Source organism: Pelomonas dachongensis (assembly GCF_043555865.1).
GTDB classification, from domain to species: Bacteria; Pseudomonadota; Gammaproteobacteria; order Burkholderiales; family Burkholderiaceae_C; genus Pelomonas; species Pelomonas dachongensis.
Genome location: NZ_JBIGHY010000003.1, coordinates 599,015 through 617,506 on the forward strand (window position 1 = coordinate 599,015; position 18,492 = coordinate 617,506).

An 18,492-nucleotide genomic window follows, 5' to 3' on the forward strand; every position below is an offset into this window, starting at 1 on the left:
GTAACTTTCAGTGGGGCGAACGGTAGCGCGAAGGCAGGTTTCGCCGCTACAGCTTGTCTAGCCAAGTGCGTATGCGTTCATGCACGGCGCGCATGAGCCCCCCACATCGTGACCGATGGCACGCCCGTTCAGCGGGTGGGGAGCGCCGCCGTCCACATGTAGTGCGGGAGGGCATCGCGGATCACCTCGGCGCGGCCGAACATCAGCAAACCCGCCAGGCGCAGGCCCGAGGTGCCGGCCTCGCGGTTGCGGCCGAACGCGCCGATGCGCTCCAGGAACTCCGGCACGGCCAGATCCGTCCACGGGTGATTGGGCTTCACCGCCGCGAAGCGGTTGCGGTAGGCCTGCACCGTGTCCAGGTCCAGATCGACAATGTCAAGACCCTGCAGCACCCGCTCGTCGCGCGAATCCTCCACCCGCTCGGCCAGCATGCGGCGCACCGTCTCGTCATCCGCGGCGTAGTCGCCCTCGTGGCGCCGCAGGTAGGTACCGCCGAACGGGTTGGCCCCCAGGTGCACGGGCCGCAGTTGGCGCGCCGCCCGCGGCACCCGGATGCGCAACACCGAGTGACCGTCCATCAGCACCGGCTGCACATCGCCCTCGCCGAGGAGGTTGCTGCTGATCTGCTTGCGGTTGTGCAGGTTGTCCCATAGCGCCTTACGCACCCGTTCCAGCCCCGGCAAGCCCAACACCTTGAACTGGCCCGGAGGCCTTTCCTGAACACCCAACAGGATGACGCCGCCCTCGCCGTTGGCCATCGCGCTGTAGGTTCGCCAGACATCGTCGGGCAGCTCGCCGCGCCCGTCGCGCCCCTGGGCCGCCTTGCATTCCAGGTCGCAGGACTCCGCCAGCGTGGCCAGATCGAGCAAATCCGTGTCGGCACTCATGAGGCGGCTTTCGAGGAACGGGAGCTTCGGCGAGTCGGCACGACGGCCGACCGCACGGCGTGCAGGAGGTTTTGGCGTTGGGCAGTAGGCTTCATGGCGCCTCAGGCTCTGTCGAACCCGCCCCCAGCTCCGCCTCCAGCTCCTCAATGCTCGGCAGCGCGCTTTGCAGCGACTCCGGCAGCGCCCGCGTGAGCTCGTAGCTGGCAATGCCGATGGGCTTGTCGATGCCGCGCAGCGCGTACTCGGCCAGCACCTTGTCCTGGCCCTGGCACAGCATCAGCCCGATGGTGGGCGCGTCCTGCGGGTGGCGCAGCGTGTCGTCCACCACGTTGCAGTAGAAGTTCAGCTTGCCGGCGTACTCGGGTTTGAAGTCGCCCCGCTTGAGCTCGATCACCACAAAGGCGCGCAGCTTCAGGTGATAGAAGAGCAGGTCAACGTAGAACTCGTTCTCGCCTACGGTCAGCAGGTGCTGACGTCCCACAAAGGCAAAGCCCTGGCCGAGTTCGAGCAGGAATTTTTCGAGATGGGCGACCAGGCCGGTTTCCAGCTCGCGCTCATGGAAGGTCGGCGCCAGCGTCAGGAAGTCGAAGACATATGGGTCCTTCAGCGCCTGCTGTACCAGCTCTGACTGCGGAGCCGGCAAGCGGCTGGCGAAGTTGTTCGCCAGCGAGCCCTGGCGCGCATGGGCGGCGCTCTCGATCTGCATTTGCAGCACGCTGCGGCTCCAACCCTGCGCCACGGCCTGGGCCATGTACCAGGCGCGCAGGTCGACCGCCTTGACCTTCTCCAGCAGCAGCGCATGGTGACCCCATGGCACCTGCCACAGCAGGCTTGGCTCGGCCTGCGTTTTCGCCACAGGCTGTGGCAAAAAGCCTTCGCTCGCCGCTTTCGCCACAGCCTGTGGCGAAAACAGTCCGGGGTCGGGGTAGGCACGGGCAAAGGCCAGCATGCGGTCCAGGTTGCGTGGCGAAAAGCCCTTCAGTTCGGGCAAGGCATTGGCCAGGTCGCGTGACAGCCGCGGGATGACGGCAGCGCCCCAGCCGGCTTCCTGTTGCCGCGCATGCAACAGCTGGCCCACCTGCCAGTACAGCGCCACCAGCTCGGCATTGACCGCCAGCACCGCCCGCACCTGGGCGGCCTGAATGCGGTTCTGGATGGCCGCCAGCAGGTCGGCATAGAGCAGGGAGCGGCTGTCGGTCATGGGGACTCCGGCCGGGGTCGGGCCTTGCGCGCTTTGCCTGGGGCTGCCCGCGCTGCCCGCCCGGCGCGGATGCGCGCCAGCAACTCGGCGGCGGGATCGTCGGCCGGGTCTTGAGGGACGAGCTGGCCGGCGAAGGCGGCGCGGAGGAGGTTTTGGCGTTGGGCGGTGGATTGGGCCTGCGCGGCCTCCAGCGCAGCGACCAGTTCACGCGCAGCAGGCAGCTGCTGGCTGAGCAACAAGACCGCTGAAGATTGCTCGGCGAGCGGGGGGATCGGCACGGGCGATCGTCGAACGTCCTGCTGATTGATGCTGGCCTGATTCACAGCCCATTTGGCTTCAGCCGTCAGCCGCATTCGACCGATTTCCGAACCCACGTCGGCCGAGACGAACTTACCCTCGACAGCGGCAGAAAGGCTCAGCCGCATCATGTTCGACTCCAAGACAGCGCCTGCAAGCGAACTGGGCACCCGCATCGACTTGCCCGGGTGGGTCATGCTGTTGACGCGGTGGATGACCAAATCATCCATCTCCAGCCCATACGTATCGACTTCATCGCCATTTGCGGTCACTTGTCGTAGCCCGTCGCGCGGCCGGTACCAGCCGATCTGATAGTCGTCGATGCGCACGATGGGCACACCCGCGGCGTAGCGTTCCTTGGGCAAAGGAAGGCCATTCTGTGGCCCCGCGACGATCAGGGCGTCCAGAGTGGCCCAGGTCCACGACTGAGGCAACGCCGGCAGTGCTGCCGACGCGCTGCACGTTGTACAGCTCGGTGAAGGTGCGGCCGTCGTCCGGCGGCGTGTAGGCCATGAACTCCTGGTGCGCCTGCTTGCCGAGGTGGCAGGTGTCGACGAGGAACAGGATGCGCTTCGCGCCAGCGAACTTGAGCAGCCGGTAGACGGCGGTGATGGCCGTGAAGGTCTTGCCCGCGCCGGTGGCCAAGTGCACCAGCGCGCGCGGGCGGTTGGCGGCCAGCAACTGCTCCAGGCCGGTGACGGCGGCGGTCTGGCAGTCGCGCAGGTTCTCGTCGGGCAGGGGCGGCATGGCCGCCTCCAGGAGGCCGCGCAGCGTGGCAGGCTGGGCCGCCCAGGCCGCCAGCGTGTCGGGGCGGAAGAAGCTGAATACCTCGCGCGAGCGAGGCGCGGGGTCGCGGCCGTCGGTGAAGCGGGTGAGCTGGCCGGTGGCTTCGAGCTGGCCGGTGGAGCTTCGAACAGGAAGGGCAGCGGCTGGCCGCTGGCACGCCACTTCAGCCGCGAATGGGCGTAGCGCTCGGTCTGCGCCTCGGTGACGACGAGCTGCTCGCCGGCGTCGTCGCGCTTGGCCTCCACGACGCCGACCGGCTCGCGGTCCACGAACAGCACATAGTCGGCCGGACCGGTGTCGGTCGGGAACTCGCGCACCGCCACGCCCGACGCCGCGCCCAGGTTGAGGCGGGCGTGGTCCTGCACCTGCCAGCCGGCGGCGCGCAGGCGTTCATCGATGACTTGGCGGGCCTGGGCCTCTGGGGTCATGTGGGCTCCCGGATTGCGGCCCGCATTGTGAACGCCCGCATACCATCGCCGCCGTGACCTCCCTCGACCTCGCCCTGCTCTACCTCGTCGCTGCCGTGCTGGGCGTTGTGGCCTGCCGCTCGCTGAAGCTGCCGCCCATGCTGGGCTACCTGGTGGTGGGGGTGGTCATCGGGCCCAACGTGCTGGCGGTGGCGCAGGACTCGGCTGGCCTCACCTACCTGGCGGAGTTCGGCGTCGTCTTCCTGATGTTCTCCATCGGGCTGGACTTCAACCTGCCCAAGCTGCGTGCACTGAAGATGGCGGTGTTCGGCATCGGCATGGCGCAGGTGGCGCTGACGGTGCTGGGCGCCATGGCCGGCAACGCGCTGCTGATCTGGGGCTTTGCGATGCTGGGCGTGGCCTGGGAGCTGCAATGGCAGGGCGCGCTGGTGCTCGGTGCGGCCATGGCGATGAGCTCCACCGCCATCGTCGTGAAGCTGATGGCCGAGCGGCTGGAGCTGGAGAGCCCGCATGGCCGGCTGGTGATGGGCTCCCTGCTGTTCCAGGATCTGGCAGTGGTGCCGCTGCTGGTGCTGATCCCGGCGCTGAACAGCAGCGGCGCCGAGATGGTCCATGCGCTGGCCCTCGCCGGCCTGAAGGCCGCCGTGGTGCTGGGCCTGCTGCTGTACGGCGGCCAGAAGGCCATGCGCTGGTGGCTGACGCTGGTGGCCCGGCGCAAGAGCGAGGAGCTGTTCATGCTGAACCTGCTGCTGGTCACGCTGGGCCTGGCCTGGCTGACCGAGCACGCGGGGCTGAGCCTGGCGCTGGGCGCGTTCGTTGCGGGCATGCTCATTTCTGAGACGGAGTTCCGCCACCAGGTGGAGACCGACATCCGGCCCTTCCACGACGTGCTGCTGGGCCTGTTCTTCATCACCATCGGCATGAAGCTGGACTGGCACCCGCTGGTGGAGCACTGGTGGCTGGTCATCCTGCTGACGGCGCTGCCGGTGGGCGCCAAGTTCGTGCTGACGGCCGGGCTGGTGCGGCTGTTCCGCCAGCCACCGGGCGTGGCGCTGCGCACCGGCCTGTACCTGGCGCAGGCGGGCGAGTTCGGCTTCGTGCTGCTGACGCTGGGCGCCCAGCACCAGCTGGTGGCGCCGCAGTGGGTCAGCCCGGTGCTGGCCAGCATGGTGCTGTCCATGCTGGCCACGCCGCTGCTCATCATGTACAGCAACCGCATCGTCATGAAGCTGTCCAGCAGCGACTGGTTGATGCAGTCGGTGCAGCTGACCAGCATCGCCAAGAAGTCCATCAAGCAGGAGGCGCACGTCATCATCTGCGGCTACGGCCGCTCGGGCCAGAATCTGGCGCGGCTGCTGGAGGGCGAGCACATCCCCTACATGGCGCTGGACCTGGACCCCGACCGCGTGCGTCAGGCGGCCGCGGCCGGGCAGAGCGTGGTGTTCGGCGACGCGGCCAAGGTGCAGAGCCTGATGGCGGCAGGCCTGGCGCGCGCCAGCGCCGTGGTCGTGAGCTATCACGACACGCCGTCGGCCCTGAAGATCCTGGACCTGGTGCGCGCCCACGCGCCTCGCGTGCCGGTGGTCGTGCGCACCATCGACGACGTGGATCTGGAGCGCCTCAAGGCGGCCGGCGCCACTGAGGTGGTGCCGGAAGCCATCGAGGGCTCGCTCATGCTGGCCTCGCATGCGCTGGCGCTGGTGGGCGTGCCGATGCGCCGCGTGCTGCGCATCACGCGCGACGCGCGCGACAAGCGCTACGGCCTGCTGCGCGGCTACTTTCATGGGGCGGACGACGACTTTGGCGACGACGCCGAGCAGGCGCGGCTGCGCTCGATCACGCTGCCCACGGCCAGTGTGCTGGACGGCCAGCCGGTCGGCGAGCTGCTGCTGACGCAGCTGGGGCTGGGGCTGGTGTCGCTGCGGCGTGCCAACGGCGCGGTGGTGGTGCCCGACGACGCCACCTGCGTGGCGAGCGGAGACACGCTGGTGCTGTCCGGCACGCCGGAGGCGCTGGTGCTGGCGGAGGAGCGGTTGCTGCGCTAGGCGCGGTCGCTCAAGGCGCCGCTTCGGCCTGCACGCGGTTGCGGCCCTGGCTCTTGGCCACGTACAGCGCCTGGTCGGCGCGCCCCACGAGGGCGGACAGGCTGTCGCCCGTGCGGTGGCCCGCGAAGCCGCCGCTCAGCGTGATGTGCAGCGGGCCGGCCGAGGTCGGGAAGGGCTGGTCCGCGACGCTGCGGCGCAGTCGCTCGGCGAAGCCCAGCGCCGCGTCCGGCGGGCCGTGCAGCAGCGCGATGAACTCCTCACCGCCCCAGCGGCCCCCCAGGTCGGACTTGCGCAGCACCTCGCGCAGGCGCCGCGCCAGTTCCACCAACACTTCGTCGCCGACGTTGTGGCCATGCTCGTCGTTGACGCGCTTGAAGTGGTCCACGTCCACCAGCAGCAGCGTCAGCGGCAGGCCATGCCGCTCGGCGGTGTGCATGGCGCGCTCGGCCTCGGCGCTGAAGCAGCGCCGGTTGGCGATGCCGGTCAGCGCGTCCTCCTGGGCCAGCCGGTTCAGCGCGCGCTCGGCCTGGCGCCATTCGGTGATGTAGTGCTGGATGGATACCACCACCGGCTGGCCGTCCACGTCGAAGCAGCGCCGCTTGACGACGACGCGGAAGCACTCCTCGCCGGTGAGTGGCAGCACGCTCTGCTCTTCCTTGACGATCTCCTGCCCCTGCAGCACGAGCTGGTCTTCCGCCAGAGAGGTCTCGCCCACGCCCGGGCGCGGCGCCAGGTCCATGGCGTTCAGCCCGATCAGCGCCTCGCGGCTCATGCCGCGCAGGCGCACGGCGGTGGCGTTGACCATCACCAGGCGGCTGTGGGCGTCCTTGATGTAGATGGCGTCGGGCAGCAGGTCGATGAGGTCCTGCACGAACTGCTCGGTGCGCTTGCGCAGCGCCACTTCGCGCTCCAGGGACTGCTTCAGCTCGCGCTCGGCCACGCGCCATTCGGTGATGTGGTGGTCGATGCCGACGACCACCGGCTGGCCGTCCATGCCCATGCTGCGGTGCTTGCTGATGATGCGGTAGACCTCTTCCCCCGTGTGGCGGCGGATGGTGTGCTCCTCCTTGGTCAGGTCGGCGCCCGCGAGGACCTGTTCGTCTTCCTGCAGCGACAGCGCGTGGCTGGCGTTCCCGCAGGTGCGGCCGACGACCCCTTCTTCCAGAACCTGCTGGCGGCTGACACCGTGATAGCGCGCGAACGCCTCGTTGACCATCACGTAGCGCCCGCCGTGCTGCTTCACGTAGGTGGGGTCGGGGATGGCGTCGATCAGCGCCTGCGCGAATGCCTGCGAGCGGCGGGCCGCGGCCTTGCGGTGGCGCTCGGTCTTCAGCAGGCTGCGCAGCGTCGGGGCAAAGGCCGCCAGGCCCACGGCCAGCGCCGTCGCGCCGGCGGGCGCCTGCAGCAGCAGGCAGGCGCCGGCCACGAGCAGTGCTGGCAGGGCCAGCAACAGGGAGCGCACGAGGGTGGCGGCAGTCACGGCGGATCTTTTGGGGTTGTTGGCGAGCCTATCAGCGGGCGCCCCGCGACGGTGCGCCGCGCCCGTGCGGACTTTGCGCCCGGGTCTGTTTCATGCAGCAGCGCTTCGTTTTGGCTGGGCGTAAGTAAAAACGAGACACCGTTTCAACAAAAAGAGAACTTGATTTTGACAATTCGTTATCAGACACTGCGGCGCGCCGCTTCCGGGCGGAAAGACAACGATCAGGAGACCAGACGATGACCCGATTCCGCCCGCTGGGCCTGCTGGCCGCCGCCGTGCTGAGCCTGACGGCCGCGCTGCCGGCCAGCGCCGTGGTGTTCCGCTCGGCCGATGTGCACAACGCCGACGACTACCCCACCGTGGCCGCGGTCAAGCACATGAGCGAGCTGCTGGAGAAGCGCAGCAACGGCAAGTACACGATCAAGGTCTTCAACAAGAGCGCGTTGGGCTCCGAGAAGCAGACGCTGGACCAGCTGAAGATCGGCGCGCTGCAGCTGAACCGCGTGAACATCAGCTCGCTGAATTCGCTGTGCCCCAAGAGCCTGGTGCCCACCATGCCCTTCCTGTTCGACTCGGTCGCCCACATGCGCAAGACGCTGGACGGCCCCGTCGGCGACGAGATCCTGCGTGGCTGCGAGGCGCAGGGCATGGTCGGCCTGGCGTTCTACGACAGCGGTTCGCGCTCCATCTACGCCAAGAAGCCGGTGCGCACGCCGGCCGACACCAAGGGCCTGAAGATCCGCGTGCAGCCGTCCGAGCTGTGGGTGGCCGTGGCCAGCGCCATGGGCGCCAACCCCACGCCCATGCCCGCCGGCGAGATCTACACGGCGCTGAAGACCGGCGTCATCGACGCGGCCGAGAACAACATCCCGTCCTACGACGGCTTCAAGCACTACGAGGCGGTGAAGTTCTATTCCCGCACCGAGCACTCGATGGCGCCCGAGGTGCTGCTGATGTCCAAGATCGTCTACGACCGCCTCAGCAAGGCCGACCAGGACCTGTTCCGCGCCGCGGCCAAGGAGTCGGTCGTGTTCCAGCGCAAGAAGTGGGACGAGCAGGAGCAGAAGTCGCTGGCCATCGTCACCAAGGGCGGCGCGCAGTTCGTGAGCGACGTGGACCGCGCCGCCTTCAAGGCCGCGATGGCGCCCGTCTACGCCAAGTTCATCAACACGCCGGATCTGCAGCGCCTGGTCAAGGCCACGCAAGACAGCAAGTGATCACGCGGTTGCGTGCTGGCGCCGCCCGCTGCGGCGGCCGGCCCGCGACACTGCATGCCCCATGAGCCGCCGGCCCCGCCGAGGGCCGGCCCGGTGTGCGCTGCCGTCGCGGTGGTGCAGGAGACCTGTCGATGACTTCCCCCGTTCCTGACGTTGCCGCTGCGGCGTCGCCGGCTGGCCCGCCTTCGGACTCTGCCTTCACGCGCCTGTGCGCGCTGCTCGCCAAGGCCAGCCTGATGCTGGCGGTGGTGATGCTGATCGGCGTGATCCTGTGCGTGCAGACCCAGGTGGTGGGCCGCTACATCTTCAACGACACGCCGACCTGGGCCGAATCGCTGGCGCTGCAGCTGGTGCTGTACGTGACGGCGCTCGGCGTGGCGGTGGGCGTGCGCGATGCCGGCCACATCGGCCTGGAGTCGCTGGTGTCGCTGCTGCCCGAGGCGTGGCGGCTCAAGCTGGAGCTGCTGATCCATGCGCTGGTGGCGCTGTTCGGCGGGCTGATGGCCTGGAGCGGCTGGGTCTGGACGACGATGAACTGGAGCGAGCGCGACCCGATGCTGGGCATCCCGGTCGGCGTGAACTACCTGGCGCTGGTGATCGCGGGCGCGCTGATCGTGCTTTTCTCGATTGAACACATGGTGGCGCTGCTGCGCCACGAAGAGGTGGTGCCCGCATGGAACTGACCGTTCTGCTGATCAGCTTCTCGCTGCTGCTGCTGCTGGGCGTGCCCGTCGCGTTCGCGATCGGCCTGGCCTCCGTGGCGACCATCGTCGCCGCCGGCCTGCCCATCCCCATCGTCTTCCAGCAGATGGTGGGCGGCATGCAGGTGTTCTCATTCCTGGCGATCCCGTTCTTCGTCTTCGCCGGCGAGCTGATGCTGTACGGCGGCATCGCCGACCGCATCGTGCGCTTTGCCAACTCGCTGGTGGGCCACGTGCGCGGCGGCCTGGGCATGAGCAACGTCCTGGGCTGCACGCTGTTCGGCGGCGTGGCCGGCTCGCCGCTGGCGGACGTATCAGCGATGGGCTCGGTGATGATCCCGCTGATGAAGAAGGAGGGCTACGACGCCGACTACGCGGTCAACGTCACCACCCACGCGTCGCTGGTCGGCGCGCTGATGCCGACCTCGCACAACCTCATCATCTTCACGCTGGCCACCACGGGCATCGCGTCGGTCAGCGTGTTCAGCCTGATCCTCGCGGGCATCATCCCCGCCGTGCTGCTGACGATCTGCAACCTCGTCGCGGCCTACTACGTCGCGGTCAAGCGCGGCTACAAGACGCACGGCCGGTTCCCGGGCTGGGGCGAGGTGTTCTCGGCCTTCCTCGGCGCGCTGCCGGGCCTGCTGGTGGTGGTCATCATCCTGGCCGGCATCCTGTCGGGCATCTTCACGGCCACCGAGTCGGCTGCCACGGCCGTGTTGTGGGCGTTGCTGGTCACGGCGGTCGTCTACCGGTCGCTCAGCTGGCACAACTTCCTGAAGGCCTGCGCCAAGGCCTGCAAGACGACCGGCGTGGTGCTGCTGCTGATCGGCATCTCGTCGGCGTTCGGCTACTTCATGGCGCTGTACGAGGTGCCACAGAAGACCGGCGAGCTGATGACGTCCATCAGCTCGGAGCCGTGGGTCATCTTCCTGATGATCAACATCCTGCTGTTCCTGCTGGGCACCTTCCTGGACATGGCGGCCACCATCCTGATCTGCACGCCCATCTTCCTGCCCATCGCGGCGCAGTACGGCATGGACCCGGTGCAGTTCGGCATCATGATGCTGATCAACTGCGCGCTGGGCCTGAACACCCCGCCGGTGGGCGTCACGCAGTTCGTCGGCTGCGCCATCGGCGGCGTCAGCGTCGGCCAGGTCATGCGCTCCATCCTGCCGTTCTATGGCGCGCTGTGTGCCTGCCTATTCGCCGTGACCTACGTGCCCGCGTTCTCGCTGTGGCTGCCCAACCTGTTCCGCCCGGTCAGCGGTTGAGCCCGGCCAGCGCTTCGATGGACTGCCGCGTCGCGACCTGAGGCAGCAGCCGGCGCGAGCCGGCCACGCTGAGGTGTCCGGCGTCGCGGTAGAAGGCCAGGCCGTCCGCATCGGCGGTGCGGCAGACGCCGCCGCTGCACAGCGACGCGTGCAGCCACAGCACCGGCACGCCGGCCTCGCGTTCGAAGCGCTGCAGCAGCGCTGTCGCGCGCTTGGCCAGCGGCGGCGCGTCGGCCAGCGTGATGCCGCAATCGACCGGTGCACCCAGCGTGAACTGACCGAGCTGGCGGCGTTCCACGCAGGCACCCGCATCGAAGCCGCCCTTGGGCGGCGCTGACACCCACACCAGCCGACGACCCTGCGCACGCAGCGCCTCGGCCAGCCGCGCGGCGGCGGCCACCAGTTCGTCCTCGGCCTGGGCCGGCGCCACCTCGCGTTCGAGCGCGCCGTCGATGCGAAGCAGCTGGCCCCCGGGCGGCCCGAGGTATTGCTCCAACAGGCTGGACACGATGACGACGCCCGGCGCCCCTGGCGCGCGCAGGGCTTGGATGACCGAGCGGTTGAAGCGCTCGCACTGGCGCGCCCAGTCACGCGTGAAGCTGGCGCCGGCCGGTGCGTCGGGCCGCCAGGGCACCAGGCCCGGCAGCGGGCCGCAGGAGGATTCGGTCATCTGCACCAGCCCCGGCGCCAGGGGCGCCAGGCCCGGCACCAGGTGCATGGCGTACGAGTCGCCCCAGACCGCCCAGCGGGGCTGCGCGGCGTTGCGGCATTCGGGGCGGTCGACCCAGCGCTCCCACTGGTCGCAGCTGACCGAGAACCCGTGGTTGGGGCGGCGCGCGTCGGTATCGCCCTGCGGTGACGGCAGCAGCAGCGGCAGCACGGCCAGCAGCGCCGTCGCGCCCAGCACTGCGCCCCAGCCGCGCCAGGTGCGCGGCAGCGGCCAGCGCCGCGTCGGCTGCTCCACGCCGCGCCACAGCAGCCAGCCCAGCGGCAGCGACACCGCGGCGGCGATCCAGCGCGCCTGCGCCAGGCCAGGCGCGTCCGGCGGCCCCACCCACGCGTTGTTGACGAAGGCGATCAGCGGCCAGTGCACCAGGTACAGCGCGTACGAGATGTCCCCCAGCCGCACCACGGGCGCCAGCACGCGCGGCGCTTGCGCCCGGCCGCGGCTGAGCAGCAGCGTGGCCGTCGCGAGCGTGACCAGCAGCGCATTCGCCCCGGGATGGCCGAAACCGCCCCAGGCGGGCAGCGGCATCAGCAGCAGCGACAACAGCAGCACCGTCGCCGGCCAGCGCGTCGCCGCCGGTGCGCGCCAGCCGCTGGCATGCGCCCAGGCGGCCAGCGAGCCGATGCCCAGTTCCCACGCGCGGCTGGGCAGCAGGTAGAACGCGGCGCTCGCGTCCACGCGCTGCAGGGCCAGACCCAGCAGCAGGCTGGCCAGCGTCAGCCCCACGAGCACGCCCAGGCCGCGCCGGCCGGTGCCGACTCCCATCAGCAGCGCGGGCAGCAGCAGGTAGTACTGCTCCTCCAGCGACAGCGACCAGAAGTGCAGCAGCGGCTTAAGCTCGGCCGCCACGTCGAAATAACCGCTCTGCGCCCACAGCACGAAGTTGCTCGCAAAGCCCAGCGCGCCCCAGTGCTGATGTGCCAAGTCGGCTCGCTCCAGCGGCGCCAGCGCCCACGGGCTGGCCAGCATCGTCAACGCCAGCACCACGTAGGCGGCCGGCAACAACCGGCGGGCGCGGCGCGCGTAGAAGCCCGCCAGGCTGAAGCGCCCGGCGCGCAGCCCGGCCAGCACCTGGCCGGTGATCAGGAAGCCCGAGATGACGAAGAACAGGTCCACGCCCAGGTAGCCGCCGCGCAGCAGGCCGGGCGCGGCATGCTGCAGCAGCACGCCGGCCACGGCGAGGCCGCGCAGGGCCTGGATGTCCCAGCGGTGGGAGGTGTCGGCGGTGGTGGACATGGGCCGGCATTGTTGCGGCGGCCTTGATGCCTGCGTGACAAGTGCCGGCCTGAGGCTGGGCCACACTGGCATCCGTCCCACCGGAGCCGCGCCATGAACTTCGACTACAGCCCCCAGGTCACGCAGATGCGGGAGCGCCTGCTCGCGTTCTTCGAGGAGCACATCTACCCGAACGAGCTGCGCTACCTGCAGGAGGTCGAGGCCAACCGCCGCGCCGGCAACGTCTGGCAGCCGACGAAGGTCATCGAGGAGCTGAAGCCCAAGGCGCGCGCGGCCGGGCTGTGGAACCTGTTCCTGCCCAAGTCATCGCGCGCCCCCGAGGGGCTGAGCAACCTCGAGTACGCGCCGCTGTGCGAGATCATGGGCCGGGTGTTCTGGGCGCCCGAGGTCTTCAACTGCTCGGCGCCCGACACCGGCAACATGGAGACGCTGGAGCGCTATGCCTCGGAGTCGCTGAAGGACCGCTGGCTGGAACCGCTGCTGCGCGGCGAGATCCGCTCGGCGTTCCTGATGACCGAGCCGGCGGTGGCCTCCAGCGACGCGACCAATATCGAGTGCCGCATCGAGCGCGATGGCGATGAGCTCGTCATCAACGGCCGCAAGTGGTGGAGCAGCGGCGCGGGCGACCCGCGCTGCGCCGTTTACATCGTCATGGGCAAGACCGACCCCGAGGCGGGTCGCCACGAGCAGCAGTCCATGGTGGTCGTGCCGGCGGACACGCCGGGCATCACCGTCATCCGCCCGCTGACCGTGTTCGGCTACGACGACGCGCCGCACGGCCACATGGAGGTGGAGCTGAAGAACGTGCGCGTGCCGGCCGCCAACATCCTGCTGGGCGAGGGCCGCGGCTTCGAGATCGCGCAGGGGCGCCTGGGCCCGGGGCGCATCCACCACTGCATGCGCTCCATCGGCGCGGCCGAGCGTGCGCTGGCGCTGATGTGCGAGCGCGCCATCGCGCGCACCGCTTTTGGCAAGACGCTGGCGCAGCAGACCGTCACGCAGGAACGCATCGCCGAGGCGCGCTGCAGCATCGAGCAGGCGCGCCTGCTGACGCTGAAGGCCGCCTACATGATGGACACGGTGGGCAACAAGGTCGCCAAGGCCGAGATCGCGATGATCAAGATCGTCGCGCCCAACATGGCGCTGCAGGTCATCGACTGGGCCATCCAGGTGTTCGGCGGCATGGGCGTGTCGGGTGACACGCCGCTGGCCATGATGTGGGCCCACCAGCGCACGCTGCGCTTGGCCGATGGACCGGACGAGGTGCATCGCAACTCGCTGGCCAAGCTGGAGCTGGCGCGGCACATGAAGCTGCCGACCGACAAGGTCGACATGCCCATCACGCGAGGGGGCTGATCAGCCTCTCGCAGTCGCGAGCACGAAGTCCGGGTGGATGTCGCGTTCGCCGTGATTGGGGAAGGCGATACGCACGGCGTCACTGCTGCTGGCGATGACCAGCCCCCAGCCGAAGCGGCGCACGCGCACGCGCTGGCCCGGTTCGCAGACGCTCTGGGCCGTCGGCCGCATGTCGCTGGCGTCCTCGATTGCCTGCTCGGCCTGGAGCAGCGCCTCGAAACGCGCGCAGCTGTCGCAATGGCCGCAGCGCGCCGCGCCGTCGTCCAGCGTCTCGCCGAAGTGCGCCAGCACGCCGGCCCAGCGGCAGCCGCCGGACTTGGCATACAGCACCATCGCTGACAGGCCGTCGCGCTCGCTCTGCTGGCGCTGCTGCACGGCACTCGCGGCGGCGTCCACCACCGCGTCGGGTTCGCGCTTCGTGGCGGGGCGCAGGCCGCTGGTGTCGCTGCTGCCGACCGAGCGCACGGCACGCACGGAGCGCAGCGCGGCCAGCACCTGGTCCAGTCGGCGCTGCGGCAGCCGCGCCATCTCGGCCAGTGCCGCGGGCAGCCAGCCGCCCTGCGGCGTGTGGCTGACCAGCGCCTGCCACACGGCGCCCAGCTCCTCGCGGCTGGGCACGCTGCCGCCGGTGAAGAACTGCTGCAGCGCGCGGTCGCCCTCGCGGAACAGCAGCAGGCAGTCGGCCGGCTCGCCGTCGCGCCCGGCACGGCCGCATTCCTGCACATAGGCCTCGATGGAGGCCGGCATCTGCGCATGCAGCACCAGACGGATGTCGGCCTTGTCGATGCCCATGCCGAACGCGTTGGTCGCGACCATCACGCGCGTGCCGTCGTTCATGAACGACTCCTGCGTGGCCTCGCGTTGTGCCTTTGGCAGCTTGCCGTGGTACAGGCCGGCGTTGACGTCGGCGTCGCGCAGCTGGCGGTGCAGCGCCGTGGCCTCGCGCACCGTGGCGCAGTAGACGATGGCGCTGCCCTGGCCCGCGGCCTCGATGGCCTGCAGCCGTTGCACGATCAGCTCGCGGCGCGCCTTCTCGGTCTGCGGCAGCTCGACGGCCAGGCGCAGGTTGGCACGGTAGACGCCGTGGCACAGCACGCCGTCGCGCGGGATGTCCAGCGCCTCGCGGATCTCGCGCTGCACGTGCGACGGCGCGGTGGCCGTCAGCGCCAGCACGGGTGGGCGGCCCAAAGCGCGGCGGGCGTCGCGCAGTGCGCTGAACGCAGGCCGGAAGTCATGGCCCCACTGCGCGATGCAGTGCGCCTCGTCCACCACCAGCAGCCCCACGCGCTGCTCCTGCAGCAGCCCCAGCGTGCGCGCGTCGGCCAGCCGCTCGGGCGTGGTGAACACCACGCGCACGGCGCCGCGCTGCAGCAGCGCCTCGTTGGCCAGGCGGCGGTTGCCGTCCAGCGCGGAATTCAGCTGCACGGCGGCCACGCCGCGTTCGTTCAGCGTGTCGCACTGGTCCTTCATCAGCGAGATCAGCGGCGAGATGACGACGGTCAGCGCGTCGCTGAGCACGGCGGGCAGCTGGTAGCACAGCGACTTGCCGGCGCCGGTAGGCATGACGGCCAGCGTGTTGCGGCCCTCCAGCACGCGGGCGATCACTTCGGCCTGGCCGGGGCGCAGCGAGCGCAGGCCGAACACGCGCTTGAGCGTCGTGCGCAGCTTGACTGGCGTGACGGGCTCGCGCGGCGGCAGCTTCTCGGGGACAGGTTTGGGCGTGGGGCCGGGCTCGTCCTCGCGCGGGACGGTCAGCGCCACGCGCGCCGGTGCGGTCATGACGGCGGCGCTCATGCGGCCACCTGTTGGCGGCGGCAGCCCAGTACGCCGGTCACGTGGTTCAGCACCTCGGGTGCCCAGCCCATGCCCATGTGGCTGGCCTGCACTTCGATATCGCGCGCCAGCGGCCAGCAGCCGCCGTGCGTGCAGGCCTCCCACGACACCACCCCGTCGCGGCGGCTGTACAGCGAGATCGTCGGCACCGGCGGCGGCTCGGCCAGCCGTGCGCGCAGCGCGGCCTCGGCGGGCGCCTCCTTGCCGTTGAGCAGTCGGAACAGCCAGCCGACATTGGTGTCGTCCACGCTGCCATTGAACGGTGTGCCGATGGTGACGACGTGGTGCACGCGGTCGTGCCAGCGCTTGGCCAGCTCGCGCGCGTAGAAGCCGCCCAGGCTCCAGCCGACGAAGCTCACGTCCCGCGCTGGCGCCACGCGGTCGTGCAGCGCGTCAGCCAGCTTGTCCAGCCAGGCGTCCACGTCGCCGCGCGGACCGATGTTCTTGCCCTGGCCCCAGTCCAGCGCGCGAAAGCCCGATCGCTCCAGGTGGCGGCGCAGCGGCCACAGCGTCAGCCCGTCGGTGCCCAGGCCGGGGAACAGCACCACCGTGTGGCCCGCGCCGATCTGCGCCGGCGTCTTGCGCCAGTGCATCAGTGCTGCCCACGCTTCCATCGTGGCGCGTGCCGGCTCTGACGCCAGCAGCGACAGCGCCGGTCGCCGGCGCGGCAGCGGAGCGGTCGTGGCGGGGGCCAGCAGGGGCGCGGCGCCGGATTTGGGCGACAGGGGCAGCGAGGACGTTGTCATGGCTGGGGACGGCGGGGCCGGGTTGTCGTTTTGTGGGGCTGATGCTGGGGCGTGGCGGGCATGCGCGGTGCCGGCCTGCCGGCACAGGCCTTGTAGGACAGCGCGTGATGCGGCGACTTCCTACGCGGCACGCGCGGGCAGCGCCGCACACTGCGGCTCACCATGCATGCCTACCTGACGCCCTATCTCGCTGCGCTACTCGCGTTGGGCGCTCTGGATGGCGTCTGGCTGGGCTGGCTGATGCGCGGCTTCTACCGCCAACAGATCGGCGCGCAGATGCTTGACCGCCCGCGCTGGCGGCCGGCGCTGCTGTTCTACGTGAGCTATCCGGCCGCGCTGGTCGCGCTGGCGCTGTTCCCGGCCGGCCAGCCGCCGAGCCAGCAGGTGGCGCGCGCGGCGCTGGTGGGCCTGGTGGCCTACGGCGTCTACGACCTGACGAATCGGGCGACGTTGCGCCACTGGCCGCTGAAGCTGGCGGTGGTCGATGTGGCCTGGGGCACATTCGCGAGCGCCGCCGCCGGCGCGGCCGCCGTGTGGGCGGTGCAGCACTTCGGCTGAGCCGCGACAATGCCGCCATGGCCAAGACCGCACCCCGACTCAGCCCCGAAGAGACCCAGCGCGTCATCGCCACTGCGTGGGACGACACGCCGCCGTTCCGCAAGGTGCTGGTCCAGCACGGCATCGGCCACGGCGAACTGGTGGCGCTGCTCAAGCGCGAACTGACGCCGGCGGCCTACAAGCTGTGGGTGTCGCGCACCAAGGCGGCCAAGGCGCCGCCGTCCAAGGGCACCTGGCCCCACGGTCGCTGATCAGGCACGTGCCGTCGCGGCCGTATCCATGTCCGCATAGCGCCGCAGCGCGCCCGACACCGAGATCAGCAGCACGCCACCCGCCAGGCTGATGGCCGTCACCACCAGGTACAGCGACAGCCCCGTCGGCAGCAGCCAGCCGTACAGCTGGCCGGCCAGCAGCCCGGCGGTGGCCTTGGCGAGCATCCAGGCGCCCATCAGCGTGGAGCCCCAGCCCGGCGGCCCGTAGCGCGACACGACCGCCAGCCCGATGGGCACCACCAGCAGCTCCGCCACCGTCTGCACGCCGATGACGCCCACCATCATCCAGGCCGGCACGACCTGCCCCGCCGCGGCCAGCCCCTGCAAGGCCTGCAGCAGCAGGAAGCTCAGACCCAGCACCAGCATGCCGATGCCCTGCACGCGGAACTCGGGCCAGTCCATGCGCGACAACAGGCGCGCCGTCACGGGCGCCAGCAGAATCACGAGGATGGGGTTCACGGCCAGGAACTGCGCGGCCGTCAGCTCCAGGCCGAGGAACTGCGGCGACACGTGGTCACGCACGAACAGCGTCATGACGCCGGCCGCCTGCTCGTAGCCCAGGTAGAAGCAGATGGCCACCAGCGACATCAGCAGGATGACCTGGATGCGGCGTCGCGCGGACGCATCACTCCAGGCTGCGCGCGCGGGCTGGGCTGCCGGCGCCACGGCCGCCGGCAGGAACCGCCAGCCGGCCATGAAGACCACCACGCCCAGCGCCATGCCAACCGCCGCCGCCAAAAATCCATAACTCCAGCCGTGCCGTTGCGCCAGATATCCACCAATCAGCGCCGACAACGCGGCGCCTATGTTGATTCCCATATAGAAGACGGTATATCCACTTTGACGTCTGCCGTCGTCAATTGCATATAGCTCGCCCACCATGGCGGTCGTCGTGGGTTTGAACAAACCGGTGCCGGCGGCCAACAAGCCCAGGGCCAGCGTGATGGACTGGTCCAGCCCGAGCACGATGTGGCCTGCCATCATCAACACCATGCCCAGCACGACGGCGCGGCGCTGCCCCAGGAAGCGGTCGGCCAGCCAGCCGCCGAATATGGCGCAGAAAAAGGCCGATCCGGTATACATCCCATATACCGACAGCGCATCAGAGCGCGAGTATTGAAGCGCCTCGACGAGATACAGCACCAACAGGGATCGCACGCCGTAGAAACTGAAGCGCTCCCACATTTCGGCGCCGGCCAGCACGAACAGACCGGGGGGTTGGCGGGGTGATTTCATCGGTGTTGTGCAAATCTCGGCGGACATGGATTCGCGGGTGGGTGGAACGTCGGGAGATTCCCCGCAGTGGAGCAGCATCCGGCTGGCGACCGCGGGGCGGCAGGTGCGGGGATACCCGCGGAGGCGATGCAGGAAGCGGCATCGACTATTCCAAAAATGTGATTAGTCCGGGATCAGTCGGGCCCCTAGCATGAATTTCAGACCCCAGCCCG

General features: G+C 69.8%; 17 protein-coding genes. 8 read left to right on the top strand and 9 right to left on the bottom strand.

The genetic code is table 11. The features are described 5' to 3' along the window. Positions 1-128: 128 nt before the first annotated feature. From ACG02S_RS11920 to ACG02S_RS11935, 4 genes are all read right to left on the bottom strand, one after another. Complete coding sequence (locus ACG02S_RS11920) at positions 129-887, bottom strand: AlbA family DNA-binding domain-containing protein (protein WP_394470675.1); 759 nt, start codon at positions 885-887, stop codon at positions 129-131. Positions 888-978: 91 nt separating this feature from the next. After that, positions 979-2,088, bottom strand: coding sequence for a PDDEXK nuclease domain-containing protein (locus ACG02S_RS11925; RefSeq protein WP_394470676.1), 1,110 nt, complete (start codon positions 2,086-2,088; stop codon positions 979-981). After that, positions 2,085-2,714: a restriction endonuclease subunit S domain-containing protein gene (locus tag ACG02S_RS11930; protein ID WP_394470677.1), complete on the bottom strand. Its 630-nt coding sequence runs from the start codon at positions 2,712-2,714 to the stop codon at positions 2,085-2,087. Before ACG02S_RS11930 ends, ACG02S_RS11925 begins: the two co-directional genes overlap by 4 nt. Further along, entirely contained in the window at positions 2,638-3,333 is a 696-nt protein-coding gene (locus ACG02S_RS11935) for a DEAD/DEAH box helicase family protein (protein WP_394470678.1), read from the bottom strand. The genes ACG02S_RS11930 and ACG02S_RS11935 overlap by 77 nt, the downstream gene beginning before the upstream one ends. An 11-nt stretch (positions 3,334-3,344) precedes the next feature. Between ACG02S_RS11935 and ACG02S_RS11940 the strand changes: the two genes are divergently transcribed. Together ACG02S_RS11940 and ACG02S_RS11945 are read left to right on the top strand one after the other, a co-directional pair. After that, positions 3,345-3,656: a hypothetical protein gene (locus tag ACG02S_RS11940; protein ID WP_394470679.1), complete on the top strand. Its 312-nt coding sequence runs from the start codon at positions 3,345-3,347 to the stop codon at positions 3,654-3,656. Next, positions 3,653-5,644 carry a cation:proton antiporter domain-containing protein gene (locus ACG02S_RS11945; RefSeq protein ID WP_394470680.1) on the top strand — a complete coding sequence of 664 codons (1,992 nt, stop codon included), beginning with the start codon at positions 3,653-3,655 and terminating at the stop codon, positions 5,642-5,644. Before ACG02S_RS11940 ends, ACG02S_RS11945 begins: the two co-directional genes overlap by 4 nt. A gap of 10 nt (positions 5,645-5,654) precedes the next feature. Here ACG02S_RS11945 and ACG02S_RS11950 read toward each other — a convergent pair whose 3' ends face one another. Then, on the bottom strand, positions 5,655-7,124 hold the full coding sequence (locus tag ACG02S_RS11950) for a sensor domain-containing diguanylate cyclase (RefSeq protein WP_394470681.1): 1,470 nt from the start codon (positions 7,122-7,124) through the stop codon (positions 5,655-5,657). 236 nt (positions 7,125-7,360) lie between these two features. Here ACG02S_RS11950 and ACG02S_RS11955 point away from each other — a divergent pair, with 236 nt between their 5' ends. The 3 genes from ACG02S_RS11955 to ACG02S_RS11965 all read left to right on the top strand — a co-directional run bounded on the left by ACG02S_RS11955 (position 7,361) and on the right by ACG02S_RS11965 (position 10,316). Further along, positions 7,361-8,341, top strand: coding sequence for a TRAP transporter substrate-binding protein (locus ACG02S_RS11955; protein ID WP_394470682.1), 981 nt, complete (start codon positions 7,361-7,363; stop codon positions 8,339-8,341). Positions 8,342-8,472: 131 nt separating this feature from the next. Continuing rightward, positions 8,473-9,024 (top strand): TRAP transporter small permease, encoded by a 552-nt coding sequence (locus ACG02S_RS11960; protein ID WP_394470683.1) that lies wholly within the window; start codon positions 8,473-8,475, stop codon positions 9,022-9,024. Continuing rightward, the gene (locus ACG02S_RS11965; RefSeq protein WP_394470684.1) at positions 9,015-10,316 is read left to right on the top strand and encodes a TRAP transporter large permease; all 1,302 of its coding nucleotides are present in this window, start codon (positions 9,015-9,017) and stop codon (positions 10,314-10,316) included. The genes ACG02S_RS11960 and ACG02S_RS11965 overlap by 10 nt, the downstream gene beginning before the upstream one ends. Here ACG02S_RS11965 and ACG02S_RS11970 read toward each other — a convergent pair. Then, positions 10,306-12,279, bottom strand: coding sequence for an acyltransferase family protein (locus tag ACG02S_RS11970; protein WP_394470685.1), 1,974 nt, complete (start codon positions 12,277-12,279; stop codon positions 10,306-10,308). The genes ACG02S_RS11965 and ACG02S_RS11970 overlap by 11 nt on opposite strands. 93 nt (positions 12,280-12,372) lie before the next feature. On the opposite strand from ACG02S_RS11970, the gene ACG02S_RS11975 reads away from it, so the two are divergent. Next, a complete protein-coding gene (locus ACG02S_RS11975; RefSeq protein ID WP_394470686.1) occupies positions 12,373-13,635 on the top strand; it encodes an acyl-CoA dehydrogenase family protein in 1,263 nt (420 codons plus the stop codon). On the opposite strand, the gene ACG02S_RS11980 is transcribed toward ACG02S_RS11975, so the two are convergent. Both ACG02S_RS11980 and ACG02S_RS11985 read right to left on the bottom strand, forming a co-directional pair. Next, the gene (locus ACG02S_RS11980) at positions 13,636-15,429 is read right to left on the bottom strand and encodes a RecQ family ATP-dependent DNA helicase (protein ID WP_394470687.1); all 1,794 of its coding nucleotides are present in this window, start codon (positions 15,427-15,429) and stop codon (positions 13,636-13,638) included. Continuing rightward, positions 15,426-16,214: an esterase/lipase family protein gene (locus tag ACG02S_RS11985; RefSeq protein WP_394470688.1), complete on the bottom strand. Its 789-nt coding sequence runs from the start codon at positions 16,212-16,214 to the stop codon at positions 15,426-15,428. Before ACG02S_RS11985 ends, ACG02S_RS11980 begins: the two co-directional genes overlap by 4 nt. A 162-nt stretch (positions 16,215-16,376) precedes the next feature. Between ACG02S_RS11985 and ACG02S_RS11990 the strand changes: the two genes are divergently transcribed. Both ACG02S_RS11990 and ACG02S_RS11995 read left to right on the top strand, forming a co-directional pair. Next, positions 16,377-16,772 (top strand): DUF2177 family protein, encoded by a 396-nt coding sequence (locus tag ACG02S_RS11990; RefSeq protein ID WP_394470689.1) that lies wholly within the window; start codon positions 16,377-16,379, stop codon positions 16,770-16,772. Between the two features lie 17 nt (positions 16,773-16,789). Continuing rightward, positions 16,790-17,023, top strand: a complete 234-nt coding sequence (locus ACG02S_RS11995) for a DUF2805 domain-containing protein (RefSeq protein ID WP_394470690.1) — start codon at positions 16,790-16,792, stop codon at positions 17,021-17,023. Here ACG02S_RS11995 and ACG02S_RS12000 read toward each other — a convergent pair whose 3' ends face one another. After that, positions 17,024-18,280: a peptide MFS transporter gene (locus tag ACG02S_RS12000; protein WP_394470691.1), complete on the bottom strand. Its 1,257-nt coding sequence runs from the start codon at positions 18,278-18,280 to the stop codon at positions 17,024-17,026. Positions 18,281-18,492: the final 212 nt, after the last annotated feature.

Coding starts and splice junctions, on each gene's coding strand:
- ACG02S_RS11920 (WP_394470675.1), bottom strand. CDS start 887: ATGAGTGCCGACACGGATTTGCTCGATCTGGCCACGCTGGCGGAGTCC.
- ACG02S_RS11925 (WP_394470676.1), bottom strand. CDS start 2,088: ATGACCGACAGCCGCTCCCTGCTCTATGCCGACCTGCTGGCGGCCATC.
- ACG02S_RS11940 (WP_394470679.1), top strand. CDS start 3,345: ATGGGCGTAGCGCTCGGTCTGCGCCTCGGTGACGACGAGCTGCTCGCC.
- ACG02S_RS11955 (WP_394470682.1), top strand. CDS start 7,361: ATGACCCGATTCCGCCCGCTGGGCCTGCTGGCCGCCGCCGTGCTGAGC.
- ACG02S_RS11960 (WP_394470683.1), top strand. CDS start 8,473: ATGACTTCCCCCGTTCCTGACGTTGCCGCTGCGGCGTCGCCGGCTGGC.
- ACG02S_RS11965 (WP_394470684.1), top strand. CDS start 9,015: ATGGAACTGACCGTTCTGCTGATCAGCTTCTCGCTGCTGCTGCTGCTG.
- ACG02S_RS11970 (WP_394470685.1), bottom strand. CDS start 12,279: ATGTCCACCACCGCCGACACCTCCCACCGCTGGGACATCCAGGCCCTG.
- ACG02S_RS11975 (WP_394470686.1), top strand. CDS start 12,373: ATGAACTTCGACTACAGCCCCCAGGTCACGCAGATGCGGGAGCGCCTG.
- ACG02S_RS11980 (WP_394470687.1), bottom strand. CDS start 15,429: ATGAGCGCCGCCGTCATGACCGCACCGGCGCGCGTGGCGCTGACCGTC.
- ACG02S_RS11985 (WP_394470688.1), bottom strand. CDS start 16,214: ATGACAACGTCCTCGCTGCCCCTGTCGCCCAAATCCGGCGCCGCGCCC.
- ACG02S_RS11990 (WP_394470689.1), top strand. CDS start 16,377: ATGCATGCCTACCTGACGCCCTATCTCGCTGCGCTACTCGCGTTGGGC.
- ACG02S_RS11995 (WP_394470690.1), top strand. CDS start 16,790: ATGGCCAAGACCGCACCCCGACTCAGCCCCGAAGAGACCCAGCGCGTC.
- ACG02S_RS12000 (WP_394470691.1), bottom strand. CDS start 18,280: ATGAAATCACCCCGCCAACCCCCCGGTCTGTTCGTGCTGGCCGGCGCC.